At 60.2% G+C, this 17,663-nt stretch carries 14 protein-coding genes; 11 read left to right on the forward strand and 3 right to left on the reverse strand.

Going from position 1 to position 17,663, the window contains the following annotated elements; genetic code table 11:
• Nucleotides 1-49 precede the first annotated feature (49 nt).
• From K0H48_RS25395 to K0H48_RS25415, 5 genes are all read left to right on the forward strand, one after another.
• A complete protein-coding gene (locus K0H48_RS25395) occupies nucleotides 50-937 on the forward strand; it encodes a 3-keto-5-aminohexanoate cleavage protein (RefSeq protein ID WP_017139368.1) in 888 nt (295 codons plus the stop codon).
• A 139-nt stretch (nucleotides 938-1,076) separates the two neighbouring features.
• On the forward strand, nucleotides 1,077-2,042 hold the full coding sequence (locus K0H48_RS25400) for an L-carnitine dehydrogenase (protein WP_017476440.1): 966 nt from the start codon (nucleotides 1,077-1,079) through the stop codon (nucleotides 2,040-2,042).
• Between the two features lie 117 nt (nucleotides 2,043-2,159).
• On the forward strand, nucleotides 2,160-2,636 hold the full coding sequence (locus K0H48_RS25405) for a thioesterase family protein (RefSeq protein ID WP_219269700.1): 477 nt from the start codon (nucleotides 2,160-2,162) through the stop codon (nucleotides 2,634-2,636).
• 12 nt (nucleotides 2,637-2,648) lie between these two features.
• Nucleotides 2,649-3,809, forward strand: coding sequence for a gamma-butyrobetaine dioxygenase (locus tag K0H48_RS25410; protein ID WP_219269702.1), 1,161 nt, complete (start codon nucleotides 2,649-2,651; stop codon nucleotides 3,807-3,809).
• Nucleotides 3,810-4,188: 379 nt separating this feature from the next.
• Nucleotides 4,189-4,452, forward strand: a complete 264-nt coding sequence (locus K0H48_RS25415) for a hypothetical protein (RefSeq protein ID WP_219269705.1) — start codon at nucleotides 4,189-4,191, stop codon at nucleotides 4,450-4,452.
• A gap of 95 nt (nucleotides 4,453-4,547) precedes the next feature.
• On the opposite strand, the gene K0H48_RS25420 is transcribed toward K0H48_RS25415, so the two are convergent.
• Together K0H48_RS25420 and K0H48_RS25425 are read right to left on the reverse strand one after the other, a co-directional pair.
• Nucleotides 4,548-5,651: a GlxA family transcriptional regulator gene (locus K0H48_RS25420; RefSeq protein ID WP_138813534.1), complete on the reverse strand. Its 1,104-nt coding sequence runs from the start codon at nucleotides 5,649-5,651 to the stop codon at nucleotides 4,548-4,550.
• 502 nt (nucleotides 5,652-6,153) lie between these two features.
• Nucleotides 6,154-7,530 (reverse strand): L-serine ammonia-lyase, encoded by a 1,377-nt coding sequence (locus tag K0H48_RS25425; protein WP_219269707.1) that lies wholly within the window; start codon nucleotides 7,528-7,530, stop codon nucleotides 6,154-6,156.
• Nucleotides 7,531-7,936: 406 nt separating this feature from the next.
• Between K0H48_RS25425 and K0H48_RS25430 the strand changes: the two genes are divergently transcribed.
• From K0H48_RS25430 to choV, 3 genes are all read left to right on the forward strand, one after another.
• Nucleotides 7,937-8,884 carry a choline ABC transporter substrate-binding protein gene (locus K0H48_RS25430; RefSeq protein ID WP_138813532.1) on the forward strand — a complete coding sequence of 316 codons (948 nt, stop codon included), beginning with the start codon at nucleotides 7,937-7,939 and terminating at the stop codon, nucleotides 8,882-8,884.
• Between the two features lie 80 nt (nucleotides 8,885-8,964).
• Nucleotides 8,965-9,810, forward strand: coding sequence for a choline ABC transporter permease subunit (choW, locus tag K0H48_RS25435; protein ID WP_078739495.1), 846 nt, complete (start codon nucleotides 8,965-8,967; stop codon nucleotides 9,808-9,810).
• On the forward strand, nucleotides 9,807-10,985 hold the full coding sequence (gene choV / locus K0H48_RS25440) for a choline ABC transporter ATP-binding protein (RefSeq protein ID WP_056857764.1): 1,179 nt from the start codon (nucleotides 9,807-9,809) through the stop codon (nucleotides 10,983-10,985). The genes choW and choV overlap by 4 nt, the downstream gene beginning before the upstream one ends.
• A 168-nt stretch (nucleotides 10,986-11,153) precedes the next feature.
• On the opposite strand, the gene K0H48_RS25445 is transcribed toward choV, so the two are convergent.
• Nucleotides 11,154-13,088 (reverse strand): BCCT family transporter, encoded by a 1,935-nt coding sequence (locus tag K0H48_RS25445; protein ID WP_342366714.1) that lies wholly within the window; start codon nucleotides 13,086-13,088, stop codon nucleotides 11,154-11,156.
• A gap of 391 nt (nucleotides 13,089-13,479) precedes the next feature.
• Here K0H48_RS25445 and betI point away from each other — a divergent pair, with 391 nt between their 5' ends.
• The 3 genes from betI (at nucleotide 13,480) to betA (ending at nucleotide 17,503) form a co-directional block, all read left to right on the forward strand.
• A complete protein-coding gene (betI, locus tag K0H48_RS25450) occupies nucleotides 13,480-14,073 on the forward strand; it encodes a transcriptional regulator BetI (protein ID WP_010207128.1) in 594 nt (197 codons plus the stop codon).
• A gap of 109 nt (nucleotides 14,074-14,182) precedes the next feature.
• On the forward strand, nucleotides 14,183-15,655 hold the full coding sequence (betB, locus tag K0H48_RS25455) for a betaine-aldehyde dehydrogenase (RefSeq protein ID WP_017139377.1): 1,473 nt from the start codon (nucleotides 14,183-14,185) through the stop codon (nucleotides 15,653-15,655).
• A 144-nt stretch (nucleotides 15,656-15,799) separates the two neighbouring features.
• Nucleotides 15,800-17,503, forward strand: a complete 1,704-nt coding sequence (betA, locus tag K0H48_RS25460; protein ID WP_219269709.1) for a choline dehydrogenase — start codon at nucleotides 15,800-15,802, stop codon at nucleotides 17,501-17,503.
• Nucleotides 17,504-17,663 lie beyond the last annotated feature (160 nt).

Below are 17,663 nucleotides of genomic sequence, written 5' to 3' on the forward strand. Positions count from 1 at the left end.
CTGTTGGCTGCGAACGGCATCACTACGCCCGCCTGTAAGGAACCGCCTCATGAACCACGACGTCATCATCACCTGCGCACTCACCGGTGCTGGCGACACGACCAGCCGCAGCCCGCACGTGCCGGTCACTCCCAAACAAATCGCCGCAGCTGCGGTGGAAGCCGCCAAGGCCGGTGCCACCGTGGTGCATTGCCATGTGCGTGACCCGCAAACCGGCAAGTTCAGCCGCGATGTGGCGCTGTACCGCGAAGTGATGGAGCGCATCCGCGAGGCCGACATCGACATCATCGTTAACCTCACCGCCGGCATGGGCGGCGACCTGGAAATCGGCGGCGGCGAGAACCCGATGGAGTTCGGCCCCAACACCGACCTGGTCGGCCCGCTGACGCGCCTGGCCCACGTCGAGGAGCTGCTGCCGGAGATCTGCACCCTGGACTGCGGCACGCTCAACTTTGGCGATGGCGACACCATTTACGTGTCCACCCCGGCGCAGCTGCGGGCGGGCGCCAAGCGCATCCAAGAGCTGGGCGTAAAGGCCGAGCTGGAAATTTTCGACACCGGCCACCTGTGGTTTGCCAAGCAGATGATCAAGGAAGGCTTGCTCGATAACCCGCTGTTCCAGCTGTGCCTGGGCATCCCGTGGGGCGCACCGGCCGACACCACCACCATGAAAGCCATGGTCGACAACCTGCCTGCCGACGCCGTGTGGGCCGGTTTCGGTATCGGCCGCATGCAAATGCCCATGGCGGCGCAAGCAGTGCTGCTGGGCGGCAACGTGCGGGTCGGCCTGGAAGACAACCTGTGGCTGGACAAAGGCGTGCTCGCCACCAATGGCCAGCTTGTGGAACGCGCCAGTGAAATCCTCAGCCGCCTGGGCGCCCGGGTCATGACCCCGGCGGAAGGCCGAATCAAGATGGGCCTGACCAAGCGCGGCTAATTTGGACACCACAAAACCCTGTGGGAGCCGGGCTTGCCCGCGATGGCGGTACACCTGCACCGAATGCACCAACTGACACACCGCTATCGCAGGCAAGCCAGCTCCCACCTTGATCACCGAATATTCAGGGATTGTCGACATGAGCTTTATCACCGAAATCAAAACCTTCGCCGCCCTCGGCAGCGGCGTTATCGGCAGCGGCTGGGTATCCCGCGCCCTGGCCCACGGCCTGGATGTAGTCGCCTGGGACCCGGCGCCCGGCGCTGAAGCAGCGCTGCGCAAACGTGTCGCCAACGCCTGGGGCGCCTTGGAGAAACAAGGCCTGGCGCCGGGTGCCTCCCAGGACCGCCTGCGCTTTGTCGCCACCATTGAAGAATGCGTGAAAGACGCCGACTTCATCCAGGAAAGCGCCCCGGAACGCCTGGAGTTGAAGCTGGAATTGCACAGCAAGATCAGCGCAGCCGCCAAGCCGAATGCACTGATCGGCTCCAGCACATCGGGCTTGCTTCCGAGTGAGTTCTACGAAGGTTCGACCCACCCGGAACGCTGCGTGGTCGGCCACCCGTTCAACCCGGTTTACCTGCTGCCGCTGGTAGAAGTGGTGGGCGGCAAAAACACCGCGCCGGAGGCGATTCAGGCAGCGATCAAAGTGTATGAATCCCTCGGCATGCGCCCGCTGCATGTGCGTAAGGAAGTGCCAGGCTTTATCGCCGACCGTTTGCTCGAAGCGCTGTGGCGTGAGGCGTTGCACCTGGTCAATGATGGCGTGGCGACGACGGGCGAGATCGATGACGCGATTCGTTTTGGCGCCGGTTTGCGCTGGTCGTTCATGGGCACATTTCTGACTTACACATTGGCGGGCGGCGATGCCGGCATGCGCCACTTCATGGCCCAGTTCGGCCCGGCGCTGCAGTTGCCGTGGACCTATTTGCCTGCACCGGAGCTGACCGACAAGTTGATTGATGATGTGGTCGATGGCACCAGTGATCAGCTGGGTAAACACAGCATTTCGGCGCTGGAGCGCTATCGTGATGATTGCCTGCTGGCGGTGCTTGAGGCGGTGAAGACTACTAAGGAAAAACACGGTATGACTTTCGCTGAATAACCGCTGTTGATCTCTGTGGGAGCTGGCTTGCCTGCGATAGCAATGGTGAATCTTGCATCGCCATCGCAGGCAAGCCAGCTCCCACAATTGACCGAGTACATTTTCGGAATCCACACCATGCCTGCGCTCACGACTTACACCACAAAAATCCAGCCCGACTGGGTCGACTATAACGGCCACCTGCGTGATGCGTTCTACCTGCTGATATTCAGCTACGCCACCGACGCGCTGATGGACACCCTCGGGCTGGACAGCGAAAGCCGCGAAGCCAGCGGCCACTCACTGTTCACCCTGGAGCTGCACCTCAACTACCTGCACGAAGTGAAACTCGGCGCCGAGGTGGAGGTGCATACGCAACTGATCGCCCATGATGCCAAGCGTCTGCACCTCTATCACAGCCTGCATCTGGTGGGCGATGCGAAAGAACTGGCCGGCAACGAGCAGATGCTGCTGCACGTCGATCTGGCCGGGCCGCATTCGGCGCCGTTTACCGAGGCCACCCTGGACAAACTTATCGCCATCAGTGCCGAACAGGCCGATCTGCCGCGCCCGGCACTGCTTGGCCGAGTGATTGGATTACCACCCAAAAAATAATAAGGAGCCACCATGCAAACCGCCGCCGCTGTTGCCGATTTCCGTACTTACCCGAAGATCTGCGACCTCGCCGAGGCGCAGGTGCTGGACGATCAGATTCGCGTGCGGTGGGCCGATGGGCGGGTCAGCCCGTTCCATCATCAGTGGCTGCGCGATAACTGCCCGTGCAGCGAATGCGTGTACAGCGTGACCCGCGAGCAGGTGCTGGAGATTGTCGATGTGGACGAGCATCTGCGCGCTGTCAGTGCGCGTATCGATCAGGGTTTTCTGAGCGTGGAGTGGCACGGCGGCCATCGCAGCCATTACGACCCTGGCTGGTTGCGCGCCCACGCCTATGACGATCAATCGCGCGCCGAACGCCGTGCAGGCAAACCCAAGTCACAGCTGTGGGACAGCGACTTCGAACTGCCCATCTTTGAATACTCTGCGGTGATGGAAGACCCCAACACCCTGCTGCGATGGCTGTTGGCCGTGCGTGACTGCGGCCTTACGCAAATCCGTGGCGTGCCCACCGAGCCGGGCTCTCTGGCGTTGATCGCCAAGCGCATTTCATTTATTCGCGAGAGCAACTTCGGCGTGCTGTTCAACGTGCAGTCCAAGGCCGATGCCGACAGTAACGCCTACACCGCTTTCAACCTGCCGCTGCACAGCGATTTGCCGACACGGGAGTTGCAACCGGGGCTGCAGTTTCTGCATTGCCTGGTGAATGATGCCGACGGTGGCGAGAGTATTTTTGTCGATGGGTTTGCCATCGCTCAGGCGCTGCGCTGCGAAGACCCCGAGGCGTTTCGCGCGCTGTGTGAAATCCCGGTGGAATTTCGCAATAAAGACCGGCACAGCGACTATCGCCGCCTGGCACCGATCATTGCGCTGGATGCTTTGGGTGATGTGGCAGAGATTCGCATGGCTAACTTTTTGCGTGGGCCATTTGAGGCCAGCGTGGAGCAGATGCCGTTGTTGTATCGGGCGTATCGGCGCTTTATTGCGATGACGCGTGAGGATCGTTTTCGGCTGGTCAAGCGTCTGAATCCGGGGGAGTTGTGGTGCTTCGATAACCGCCGCACCTTGCATGCGCGCAATGCGTTTGACCCGGCTTCGGGGGCGCGGCATTTTCAGGGTTGTTACATTGATCGGGATGAGTTGCTCTCAAGGATTCTGGTGTTGCAGCGGTAGACCGAGGCGCCTGCATTCGCGAGCAAGCCCGCTCCCACATTTGACCCCATTTCAAATGGTAAAACTCGGTCAAGTGTGGGAGCGGGCTTGCTCGCGATGAGGCCAGCACAGCCACCACAAACCCCAGCCAAAAAAAAGCCCCGGGCCAGCCGTGACTGGATCGGGGCAGAGTACTTGGTGTGAGCGTGACATCCCGAGGGTGACCAAACCTTCAAGGTGCGTGCCTGGCCTTCAGTGTGCCTCTTACTGCTATCGGTAAATGACCCGAAAACGACCTGTTCATAGCCATCTGAGCCATTCGTGGATTCTGCCCTTGCCGACCGGCCGAGGGCCTACCAGAATCCCAATCAACCCCGCTCCCTACACCAGGATAAACGTCATGATGCACGCGGACTTGATTGACCAGGATGACCTGCTGAGCCAACTGCGCTCGCTGGGTTTTGAGGTATCCAGCGGCGCCAGCGCCGAACAGGCTTGCGAGTGTGCGGTGCGCGGTTTGAACCCTGCGCGAGCCAAGGCGCTCAAGTGCATGGTGGAGCAGATGTACACCGGCAGTGCGACGATCTTGCCGGCGGTACGCCAGGCGATCGACAAGCAGTTGTTGCCGGCTTTGGTGCAATTCAAGCAGAGTTCTGGCGCCTGATAGAACGCTATCGCAGGCAAGCCAGCTCCCACATTTGAAAGTATTCACAAATCAAAATGTGGGAGCTGGCTTGCCTGCGATGAAACCACCTCGGTCTAGAGCCTCACACTGGCAAACGTCGACTCATTACGCGCCTGGCTCAACGCCGACATCGGCCCCGACAACGGTGACAGCACCAGCGCCTGCGGAATCGGCATCATCGCCACCTGCTGGGTGGTGTTGGAACCTACGCGCTCATCGCGTGGCGGAATGCCAAAGTATTCGCGGTAGCACTTGGAGAAGTGCGGCGTGGACACAAACCCGCACACCGACGCCACTTCGATGATCGACATCGGCGTTTGCTTGAGCAACTGCCGCGCACGGATCAGGCGCAATTTGAGGTAGTAGCGCGAAGGCGAGCAGTGCAGGTATTTCTGGAACAGCCGCTCCAGCTGGCGGCGCGACACGGCGACGTAGACCGCCAGCTCATCCAGGTCGATCGGCTCTTCGAGGTTGGCTTCCATCAGCGCGACGATTTCCTGCAGCTTCGGCTGGTTGGTGCCGAGCATGTGCTTGAGCGGCACACGCTGGTGATCCTGTTCATTGCGGATACGCTCATACACAAACATCTCGGAGATGGCGGCCGACAATTCACGGCCGTGGTCGCGGCTGATCAGGTGCAGCATCATGTCCAGCGGCGCGGTGCCGCCCGAGCTGGTGAAGCGGTTACGGTCGAGGGTGAACAGGCGTGTGCTCATGGCTACACGCGGGAAGGCTTCCTGCATCGAGGCCAGGCATTCCCAGTGCACGCTGCAATCAAAGCCATCGAGCAAACCGGCGCAGGCCAAGGCCCAACTGCCGGTGCACACCGCGCCAAGACGGCGCGACTGACGCGCCTGGGCTTGCAGCCACGATACATGTTCACGGGTGACGGTGCGCTGGATACCCACGCCGCCGCAGACGATGATGGTGTCCAGGGCCGGGGCTTTGTGCATGGAGGCATCGGGGGTGATTTGCAGACCGTCGCTGGCCCACACCTGGTTTCCGTCGACACTCAGGGTTGTCCAGCGATACAGCTCGCGGCCGGACAGCTGGTTGGCCATGCGCAGCGGTTCCACTGCCGAAGCCAGGGAAATCAGCGTGAAATTGTCCAGCAGCAAAAAGCCGATGGATTGAGGCGCACGGTTCTGGGGTTGGGCCCCGGAGTTGAACGACGTCATCGCGGTATCTCCTCACACAAAGCGGGTGATGGCCTCAGGCGAGGCTCTTGTTATTGCGCTCGTCTCCGGCAAGGAGTGAGGCTTTAAATAGATAGAGCAAATGCCATGCCTAAAATTGAATGGCCGTCCAATAACTCCTAAAAACGACCTGATGACGCGTCTATATAAGCCCGCGCGGTGAGTGCGGGATATGCCCCGAAATGGACGTCAGACCGGCCCTGCTCAAGGGGTGTGAGCAGATCGGTAGCACTTGTGGGAAGGCGCTTTGCGGGCGTAGGAAACGTCTGTCACCGCACGCACGGGTGACGAGTGGTGGGGCGCGAGATTGTTCGCAAGCTACTTATCTATTTGCGACGCGCTAAAAGGTGGCGCTTTTGGATCCGGGTGTTCACTTTATGAGCAGTGGTGGCTGCACAACCGCTATCGCAGGCAAGCCAGCTCCCACAGGAGAATGCATTCCAAATGTGGGAGCTGGCTTGCCTGCGATGGCGGCATTACTGAATCAACACTCCACGGCACTCACCGCCAAGCCACCCCGCGAAGTTTCTTTGTACTTGTCATGCATATCCGCGCCGGTATCGCGCATGGTGCGGATGACCCGATCCAGGGAAATAAAGTGCTGGCCATCACCGCGCAGCGCCATCTGCGCCGCGTTGATCGCCTTCACCGCCGCGATCGCATTACGTTCGATGCACGGCACTTGCACCAGCCCGCCGACCGGGTCGCAGGTCAGGCCGAGGTTATGTTCCAAGCCGATTTCGGCGGCGTTGCACAGTTGCTCCGGCGTGGCGCCGAGGATCTCGGCCAGTCCCGCAGCAGCCATGGCACAGGCTGAACCGACTTCGCCCTGGCAGCCGACTTCGGCGCCGGAGATCGAGGCGTTCTTCTTGCACAGAATCCCGACCGCCGCAGCCCCGAGCAAATAGTCGACCACGTTGGCTTCGGTGACCTCTTCGCTGAACTTCATAAAGTAGTGCAGCACTGCCGGAATAATCCCCGCTGCGCCATTGGTGGGCGCGGTGACCATGCGCCCACCGGCGGCGTTTTCTTCATTGACCGCCAAGGCGAACAGGTTGACCCATTCCATGGCGCTCAAGGTTGAGCCGATCACATTCGGTTTGCCCAGTTCCTGCAAACTGCGGTGCAGTTTGGCCGCGCGACGACGCACATTCAGGCCGCCGGGCAGGATGCCTTCGTGCTTGAGGCCCTGCTCCACGCAGTCCTGCATGGCGCGCCAGAGCTTCATCAGGCCGCTGCGGATTTCTTCTTCGCTGCGCCAGGTTTTTTCGTTGGCCAACATCAGTTCGGCAACGCGCAGGTTGTGGGTCTTGCACAGCTGCAACAGCTCCACCGCGCTGGAAAAATCATACGGCAGCTCGGTACGGTCCATGTCCGCCACGCCGCTTTGCGCCTGGGCCTCATCCACCACAAAACCGCCACCGACCGAATAGTAGGTGTCGCGGTGCAGTTCGCCGTCATCAGCAAACACCACCAGGGTCATGGCGTTGGGGTGGAAGGGCAGGTTTTCGTCGAGCAGGCGCATGTCGCGCGCCCAGATAAACGGCACCGGCAAACGCCCGTCGAGCAACAGCGTGTCGGTCTCGCGCAGGCTGTGGATACGCAGGCCGATTTGCGACGGGTCAATTGCGTCCGGCCATTCGCCCATCAAGCCCATGATGGTAGCGGTGTCGCTACCGTGGCCGATGCCGGTGGCCGACAACGAGCCATAGAGCTGAACTTCGACGCGACGTACTTGTTCCAACATTCCACGTTCACGCAAGTGCTGAACGAACAACGCTGCGGCGCGCATGGGGCCGACGGTGTGAGAACTCGAAGGCCCGATGCCGATCTTGAACAGGTCGAAAACACTGATAGCCATTGCCGTGAAACTCCTCGATGGGCACGGGCGACCTGCTACGCTGAACTCGCCCGAATAGCGGCATCATCAAGCTTTTGTTGCCCCTCACGGCGTCTCACACCGACGTAACCATGCTCAGCAGCGCCGCCCTCGCACGAACGGGCGTTTTGGCCGTTTTTAGCGGTGCAGATCGCTTGAAACAGCAGTTTTGCCGTTGAAAAAATCTGTAAGCGACGTCACCGACACTGGATACGACCATCCCTGTACTGGATACGACGCCCCCTGTAGGCGTCAGATTTTCACTGGTACATGATCAGTCTCGACTCGTTTGCAAGGCACCGTGCCGTCAGCTTGAAGCACGCCCCAACCGCAACACTTATAAAGCGCGGCAAATGCCGCCAGAAAAAAGACACAGGAGTCTACCCAGATGAAAGGTTCACCCTCGTTGTTGTTGGCCGCCATGTTGAGTCTGCCAGCCCTGGCGCACGCTGCAGAACCGGCACAATGTCAGACCGTCAATTTCTCCGATGTCGGCTGGACCGACATCACCGTCACCACCGCAACCACCAGTGAAGTGCTCAAGGGCTTGGGCTACAAGCCACGCACCACGATGATCTCGGTGCCGGTGACCTACAAGTCGCTGGCCGACGGCAAGAACATGGACATTTTCCTCGGCAACTGGATGCCGACCATGGAAAACGACATCAAGCAGTACCGTGATGCCGGCACCGTGGAAACCGTACGTGCCAACCTGGAAAACGCCAAGTACACCCTGGCCGTACCCGAGGCGCTGTATAACAAGGGCCTGAAAGACTTCGCCGATATCGTAAAATTCAAGGATGAGCTGGGCGGCAAGATCTACGGCATCGAGCCGGGTAACGACGGCAACCGCACCATTCAAACCCTCATCGACAAAGACGCCTTCGGCCTGAAAACCGCAGGTTTCAAAGTGGTGGAGTCCAGCGAAGCCGGGATGCTCTCGCAAGTGGAACGCGCCACCAAGCGCGACCAGGCCATCGTGTTCCTGGGCTGGGAACCGCACCCGATGAACACCCGCTTCAAGATGAAGTACCTGACCGGCGGTGACGATTCGTTCGGCCCCAACTACGGCCAGGCCACCATCTACACCAACGTTCGCAAGGGCTACACCCAGGAATGCAGCAACGTCGGTCAGTTGCTGAAAAACCTGTCGTTCACCCTGAACATGGAAAGCACCCTGATGGGTAAAGTCCTCGACGACAAACAAAAACCCGACGCAGCCGCCAAGGCCTGGCTCAAAGCCAACCCACAAGTACTCGACACCTGGCTCGCCGGTGTGACCACCGTTGATGGCAAACCAGGGCTGGACGCCGTTAAAGCTTACCTCGCCAAATAATTAACCCGGCAACACCGCTGACCCCAGGCCGGTGCGCTGGCCTGGGATGTTTTCCCCTTCGCATGTGGACATTCACTACCATGCTGACTGAACATAAAATCCCACTAGGCCAGTACATCGCTGCCTTCGTCGAATGGTTGACCCAACATGGCGCCAACTACTTCGACGCAATCGCATCGACCCTGGAAACGATGATCCACGGCGTGACGTTCGCGCTGACCTGGTTCAATCCGCTGGCATTGATCGGTCTGATTGCGCTGCTGGCTCACTTTATTCAACGCAAATGGGGCCTGACGGTTTTTGTCATTGCCTCCTTCCTGCTGATCCTCAACCTGGGGTACTGGCAGGAAACCATGGAAACCCTCGCCCAGGTGTTGTTCGCCACCCTGGTCTGCGTGGTCATCGGTGTGCCGCTGGGCATTGTTGCCGCACACAAACCGCTGTTCTACACCATGATGCGGCCGGTGCTCGATCTGATGCAGACCGTACCGACCTTCGTCTACCTCATCCCTACCCTGACCCTCTTCGGGCTGGGTGTGGTGCCTGGCTTGATCTCCACGGTGGTGTTCGCGATTGCCGCGCCTATCCGCCTGACCTACCTGGGTATCCGCGATGTACCGCAAGAGTTGATGGACGCCGGCAAGGCCTTTGGCTGCTCGCGCCGTCAGTTGCTCTCGCGCATTGAACTGCCCCACGCCATGCCGAGCATTGCCGCCGGCATTACCCAATGCATCATGCTGTCGTTGTCGATGGTGGTGATCGCGGCCCTGGTGGGCGCTGACGGCCTCGGCAAGCCGGTGGTCAACGCACTCAACACCGCCGACATCGCCCTGGGCTTTGAAGCCGGCCTGGCAATCGTATTGCTGGCCATCATGCTCGACCGCATCTGCAAACAACCCGACGCCAAAGTAGGGGGTGATGCATGAGCATTATCCGATTCGACAATGTCGACGTGATCTTCTCCAAAGACCCACGCGAAGCGCTCAAGCTGCTGGACCAGGGCATGAGCCGTAACGAAATCCTGAAAAAGACCGGGCAGATCGTCGGCGTAGAAAAAGCCAGCCTGGACGTTGAAAAAGGTGAGATCTGCGTGCTGATGGGCCTGTCCGGCTCCGGCAAATCAAGTTTGCTGCGCTGCATCAACGGCCTCAACACCGTGAGCCGTGGCCAGCTGTTTGTGGAGCATGAAGGTCGCCAGATCGACATCGCTTCGTGCACACCGGCCGAGCTGAAAATGATGCGCACCAAGCGCATCGCCATGGTGTTCCAGAAGTTCGCGCTGATGCCGTGGCTGACGGTGCGCGAGAACATCAGCTTTGGCCTTGAGATGCAGGGCCGCCCGGAGAAAGAACGGCGCGCGCTGGTGGATGAAAAGCTCGAGCTGGTGGGCCTCGCCCAATGGCGTAACAAGAAGCCCGACGAACTGTCCGGCGGCATGCAGCAGCGCGTCGGCCTGGCCCGCGCTTTGGCGATGGACGCCGATATCCTGCTGATGGACGAACCCTTCTCGGCCCTCGACCCGCTGATCCGCCAGGGCTTGCAAGATGAATTGCTGGAGCTGCAACGCAAGCTGAGCAAGACCATCGTGTTCGTGAGCCACGACCTCGATGAGGCGCTCAAACTCGGCAGCCGCATCGCGATCATGAAAGACGGCAAGATCATCCAGTACAGCGTGCCGGAAGAGATCGTGCTGAACCCGGCGGATGACTATGTGCGCACCTTCGTCGCCCATACCAACCCGCTGAACGTGCTGTGTGGCCGCAGCCTGATGCGCACCGTAGAGAACTGCACCCACGTCAACGGCTCCATCAGCCTGGACCCGGGCGGCGATTCGTGGCTGGACCTGGCCGAAGGCAATGTGATCAAGGGCGCACGCCAGAACGGCACGCCGTTGAACCTGCAGAACTGGGCGCCGGGGCAACCGGTGGAAGGTTTGGGCCGGGTACCGACGCTGGTGGATTCCAATATCGGCATGCGCGACGCGTTGCAGATCCGGTATCACACGGGGAACAAGCTGGTGTTGCATAACAACAACCAGGTGGTGGGGATTCTGGGGGATAGCGAGCTGTACCATGCCCTGCTGGGCAAAAACCTGGGCTAGTCGACACCGCAAAACCAACTGAAGAAACTGAGTCAATGTGGGAGCTGGCTTGCCTGCGATAGCTTTAGTGAATTCACCACCGCTATCGCAGGCAAGCCAGCTCCCACATTTGACCCCATTCCACGCTTGGAACAGCGGCGCCAGTGACGGCGCCGCTCGGCTCAACCATCAGCTATAGACACGGCCAAGGAGCTGCCGATGGCTTTCAAACTGATCGAGCACGTCCCGGGTAATCTGTTCCTGGGCAAAGCCCATCAGGTCGTATTCCTGAGGTCCGTTGTGCAGGTAGACCTCGGCCCGGTAGTAACGGGTGCGCTCTTCTTCGGGCAGGTCGCTCGGTGCCGACGAGTAAGCATCCAGGCTCACTTCGTAGACAAATGGGTTGCCCTCTTCCATCTCGATGCGCACACCGATGCAACGCTTGGATTTCCCCAGCAGCGTCTGCACTTCCAGCCCTTGATCGCGCAGCGCACTCGCCGCCTCTTCCAGCGCAGGCGTAACGTGTTTGTCCATAAAGCGCTGCACAGTGCCCTGGCTCGGTTGCAGGTCCAACGCGGTCAAACGCTCGCTGAAACCACGACGACCACGCTCGGCCAATTGCGCCTGCTCCTGTTCGATGGCCACATCCTGGCGCATCGCCTTGTGCAAACCGAACATAAACAGAATCAGCACCACCGAGAACGGCAGCCCCGCCAGCACCACCATGGTTTGCATGGCTTCGAAGTTGCCAGCAAACAGCAGGCCGATGGTCACCAGGGTGATCACCACCGACCAGAAGATCCGCAGCCAGTGCGGCGCATCTTCATCCACGTTGCCGCCTTTGCACGAAAGGTTGGCCATCATCACCGCGCCGGAATCCGCCGGGGTCAGGAACAGCACAAAGCCCACGAAGATCGATACGCCGATGACGATTTTCGACGCCGGGTAATGCTCAAGCAGTTGGTAGATGGCCATAGACGGTTGCTCCAGCGCCGTCTTGCCCAACTCGACTGCGCCATGGTTCAGCACCAGGTCCAAGGCCGAGTTACCGAAAATCGACAACCACGCCAAGGTGAAGCCCAGCGGAATCAGCAGCACGCCGGCCACCAGTTCACGCACGGTACGACCACGGGAGATACGCGCGATGAACATGCCTACAAATGGCGCCCAGGAAATCCACCAGGCCCAGTAGAACAGGGTCCACAGGCCCATCCAGCGCTCGGTCTTGTCGGCGTCGCCTTCGTACACGTACAGGTCGAAGGTTTTCAGGATGATGCCGTTGAGGTAGTCACCGGTGTTCTGCACCAAGCCGTTGAGCAGGTGCAGGGTCGGGCCAAACAGCAGCACAAAGATCAGCAAGCCGCTGAACAGCACGATGTTGAGGTTGGACAGGCGGCGAATGCCGTTTTCCACACCCGACACGGCAGCGATAGTCGCCACGGTGCTCATCACGATGATCACGATCAGCAGGTTGGTGTTGCTGTGCTGCATGCCGAACAGGTTTTCAAGGCCCGACGACACCTGCATCGAACCAATCCCCAGGTTCGTCACCAGGCCCAGCAGGGTCACGAACATGCCGAAGCCGTCTACTGCGTGGCCGGCCGCGCCTTTGACCCAACGCTCGCCCACCAGCGGGTACAGCGCCGAACGCAAGGCCAGCGGCTGGTTATGACGGTACGCAAAGTACGCCACGGCCAGGCCGACCAGCGCATAGATCGCCCAGCCGTGCAGGCCCCAGTGCAGGAACGTCAACTGCAACGCCTGGCGGGCTGCGCCGTTGCTGGCGGCGGCGCCTTCGGGCGGGTTGAAGTAGTGATCCAAAGGCTCGGAAGCCCCGAAGTACAGCAGCGAGATGCCGATGCCCGACGAGAACAACATGCCGGCCCAGGCGCCGTAGCTGAAGTCCGGGGTGTCGTCCTTGCTGCCCAGTTTCAACTTACCGTAGGACGAAAACGCCAGGCCGACCACAAACACCAGGTAGGCCGCGATGACCACCATGTAATACCAGCCGAAGCTTTTCGACAGCCACGCCTGGGCTACGCCGAGCATGCGCCCGGCCTCCTGCGGGGCGATGATCAAAATGGCGGTCAACAGCAGAATGAGCGCGGTGGAGGTGTAGAACACCCAACCGTTGACCCTGACCTTTTCCGGCGGGGTCTTTATAAGAGAGGCAGAACTCATGGCGCAGATGCTCCGGGCAGTGCGAGAGAGAAACACAAGGCAACGGTTATCCCGGGACATCGATTTTTCGGCAGTCGACGGACGGGTGTTATAAAGACACCCCGAAAATTCTTGAGCCGCGCCGAGGCAGCGGCCAGGCCCTGATACGGCCTGTTTCAAGGGTTTTTGCAGGTGTCAGTGGACGTCGCTCACAGGTAGGAAAAATCTGTAGGCAGCGACCATTTGTCGCAGATCTTATTCTTTGTTGATTGAACGTTCAATCAAAACAAAATAGACTGGCCATCAAGCCGACGGACGTTTAACGCCCAACGGCAGGCCTAAGGAGAGGTGCTACATGCCCAAGGTCGGTATGCAACCCATACGCCGCCAGCAGTTGATCGAAGCCACTTTGACGGCCATCGATCAGGTTGGAATGGGAGATGCCAGCATTGCGCTGATCGCCCGTTTGGCCGGCGTCTCGAACGGCATCATCAGTCACTACTTTCAGGACAAGAACGGCCTGATCGCCGCGACGATGCGGTACTTGATGAATGTGCTGATCGAGAACGTCCACGAACGCAGGCTTGCGCTGAAGGACGACAGCCCACGGGCGCACCTTCGGGTGATCATCGAGGGCAACTTCGACGCCAGCCAGGTCAACGGACCGGCAATGAAAACCTGGCTGGCCTTCTGGGCCACCAGCATGCACCACCCGTCATTGCACAGGTTGCAGCGGATCAACGATCAACGTCTGTATTCCAACCTGTGCTGCCAGTTCCGCCGTGTGCTACCGCTGCCGCACGCACGCAAAGCAGCCCGAGGCCTGGCGGCCCTGATCGACGGTTTGTGGTTGCGCGGCGCCCTGTCGGGAGACGCTTTCGACACGGAGCAGGCGCAACGGATCGCTTACGAATACATGGATTTCCAATTGGCCAAGCAGGTGAGTTAGAGCACACATAAACGCTCAACCCCTGAACGTCTGCCGCTCAGTGTTGCCACAACCCCATGGCCCACTGGCGGCGGGTAACGCCAACCACTTATGCACTTGCGAGGACTTTATGGCCCGTTTCGAACTGCAAAAACTCTACATTGACGGCGGCTACAGCGACGCTGGCAGCGATGCCACCTTCGAAGCCATCAACCCGGCTAACGGTGAAGTTCTCGCCCAAGTGCAACGCGCCACCAAGGAAGACGTTGAACGTGCCGTGGTCAGCGCCGAAAAAGGCCAGAAAATCTGGGCTGCCATGACCGCCATGGAGCGTTCGCGCATCCTGCGTCGTGCCGTCGACATTCTGCGCGAGCGCAACGATGAGCTGGCCGCCCTGGAAACCCTGGACACCGGTAAAGCCTTCTCCGAAACCCAATACGTCGACATCGTCACCGGCGCCGACGTACTGGAATACTACGCAGGCCTGGTACCGGCCATCGAAGGCGAGCAGATCCCGTTGCGCGACACTTCGTTCGTCTACACCCGCCGCGAGCCGCTGGGCGTGGTGGCCGGTATCGGCGCGTGGAACTACCCGATCCAGATCGCCCTGTGGAAATCCGCACCGGCCCTGGCGGCGGGCAACGCGATGATCTTCAAGCCAAGCGAAGTCACTTCGCTGACCACCCTGAAACTGGCCGAGATCTACACCGAAGCTGGCGTACCGGCCGGTGTGTTCAACGTGTTGACCGGCAGCGGTCGTGAAGTCGGCACCTGGCTGACCGAGCACCCGCGCATCGAGAAAGTCTCGTTCACCGGCGGCACCGACACCGGCAAAAAAGTCATGGCCAGCGCTTCGAGCTCTTCGCTCAAAGAAGTGACCATGGAACTGGGTGGCAAATCGCCGCTGATCGTGTTCGAAGACGCCGACCTGGATCGCGCTGCCGACATCGCCATGATGGCCAACTTCTACAGCTCCGGTCAGGTCTGCACCAACGGCACTCGTGTGTTCGTGCCGAAACACCTGCAAGCGGCCTTCGAAGCCAAGATCGTTGAGCGTGTTGCGCGCATTCGCGTTGGCAACCCACAGGACGAAAACACCAACTTCGGCCCGCTGGTCAGCTTTGCCCACATGGAAAGCGTGCTTGGCTACATCGCCAAAGGTAAGGAAGAAGGCGCCCGCGTCCTGTGCGGCGGCGACCGCCTCACCGACGGCGAATTCGCCAAAGGCGCCTACGTGGCACCGACTGTGTTCACCGACTGCACCGACGAGATGACCATCGTCCGTGAAGAAATCTTTGGCCCAGTGATGAGCATCCTCACTTACGAGACCGAAGAAGAAGTGATCCGCCGCGCCAACGACACCGACTTCGGCTTGGCCGCAGGTTTGGTGACCAAGGACCTGAACCGCGCCCACCGCGTGATTCATCAGCTGGAAGCGGGTATCTGCTGGATCAACGCCTGGGGCGAGTCCGACGCCAAGATGCCAGTCGGTGGTTACAAGCAGTCGGGCGTTGGCCGTGAGAACGGCATCAGCTCGCTGAACAACTTCACCCGCATCAAATCGGTACAGGTTGAGCTGGGCGACTACGCCTCGGTGTTCTAAATCCGAGCGTTGTATTGCCCGCGAGGCCGCCATCGCGGGCAAGCCCGGCTCCCACATTTTGTGCTGTGTTAACCCAATCAAATGTGGGAGCTGGCTTGCCTGCGATGAGGCCCGACCTGACCATCTCAAAAGAGGGTGCATCCAATGTCCCAAGAATACGATTACATCATTGTGGGTGCCGGCTCCGCCGGTAACACCCTGGCGACCCGTCTGACCGAAGACGAAGGCGTCACCGTCCTGCTGCTGGAAGCCGGCGGCCCGGACTACCGTTTTGACTTCCGTACCCAAATGCCGGCCGCGCTGGCGTTTCCACTGCAAGGTCGGCGCTACAACTGGGCCTACGAAACCGACCCAGAGCCACACATGGACGGCCGTCGGATGGAATGCGGTCGCGGCAAAGGCCTGGGCGGTTCTTCGCTGATCAACGGCATGTGCTACATCCGTGGCAACGCCATGGACTACGACAACTGGTCGAAGCTGCCAGGTCTGGAAAACTGGACCTACCTCGACTGCCTGCCGTATTTCCGTAAAGCCGAAACCCGCGACATCGGCCCCAACGACTACCACGGTGGCGACGGCCCGGTCAGCGTGACCACGCCTAAAGCCGGCAACAACCCGCTGTTCCACGCCATGGTTGAAGCAGGCGTGCAAGCCGGTTACCCACGTACCGACGACTTGAACGGCTACCAGCAAGAAGGCTTCGGCCCGATGGACCGTACCGTCACGCCTAAAGGCCGCCGCGCCAGCACCGCGCGTGGTTACCTGGACACGGCTAAAAAGCGCTCCACACTGACCATCGTCACCCACGCCCTCACCGACAAAGTGTTGTTTGAAGGCAAGCGTGCCGTAGGCGTGCGTTACCTGATCGGCGCCGCTGAAGAGCGCGTTGAAGCCCGTGCGCGTAAAGAAGTCCTGGTGTGCAGCGGCGCAATCGCTTCGCCGCAGCTGCTGCAACGCTCCGGTGTTGGCCCGGCCAAACTGCTGGAAAGCCTCGACATCCCGGTGGTCCACGACCTGCCCGGCGTCGGCGAAAACCTGCAGGACCACCTTGAGCTGTACCTGCAATACGCCTGCACTCAGCCAGTGTCGCTGTACCCCTCGCTGCTCTGGTACAACCAACCGGCCATCGGTGCCGAGTGGCTGTTCAATGGCACCGGCATCGGCGCCAGCAACCAGTTCGAAGCGGGTGGTTTTATCCGTACCCGTGAAGACTTCGATTGGCCGAACATCCAGTACCACTTCCTGCCGGTGGCGATTAACTACAACGGCAGCAACGGTGTGAAAGAGCACGGCTTCCAGGCGCACATGGGCTCCATGCGTTCGCCAAGCCGTGGTCGCGTACACCTGAAGTCGAAGAACCCGCGGGACTACCCGAGCATCCTCTTCAACTACATGGCCACCGAGCAGGACTGGCAGGAATTTCGCGACGGCATCCGCCTGACCCGTGAAATCATGCAACAGCCGGCGCTGGACCAATACCGTGGCCGTGAAATCAGCCCGGGTATTGACGTGCAAACCGATGAGCAGTTGGACAAGTTCATCCGCGAGCACGCTGAAACTGCGTTCCACCCGTCCTGCTCGTGCAAAATGGGCACCGACGAGATGGCCGTAGTGGATGCCGAAGGCCGCGTGCATGGCATGCAGGGCTTGCGTGTGGTCGACGCGTCGATCATGCCGATCATCACCACCGGCAACCTCAACGCGCCGACGATCATGATCGCCGAGAAAATCGCCGATAAGATCCGTGGCCGCCAGCCACTGCCGCGCAGCACTGCCGACTACTACGTCGCAGGCGATGCGCCGGTGCGTGGCAAGCCGATGCGTGAAGTCGGCCCGACCGCGCAGTAACTCGTTGATCGTTCCCACGCTCCGCGTGGGAATGCATCCTGTGACGCTCTGCGTCACGACCTTCTAAAGCGGACGCAGAGCGTCCTAGGCGGCATTCCCACGCGGAGCGTGGGAACGATCACCTATGCTAGCCTCTGGGACTGCGCAGCCCTCAAGGAGG

Origin of the sequence: Pseudomonas sp. Xaverov 259 (assembly GCF_019352915.1) — a bacterium.
GTDB lineage: Bacteria > Pseudomonadota > Gammaproteobacteria > Pseudomonadales > Pseudomonadaceae > Aquipseudomonas.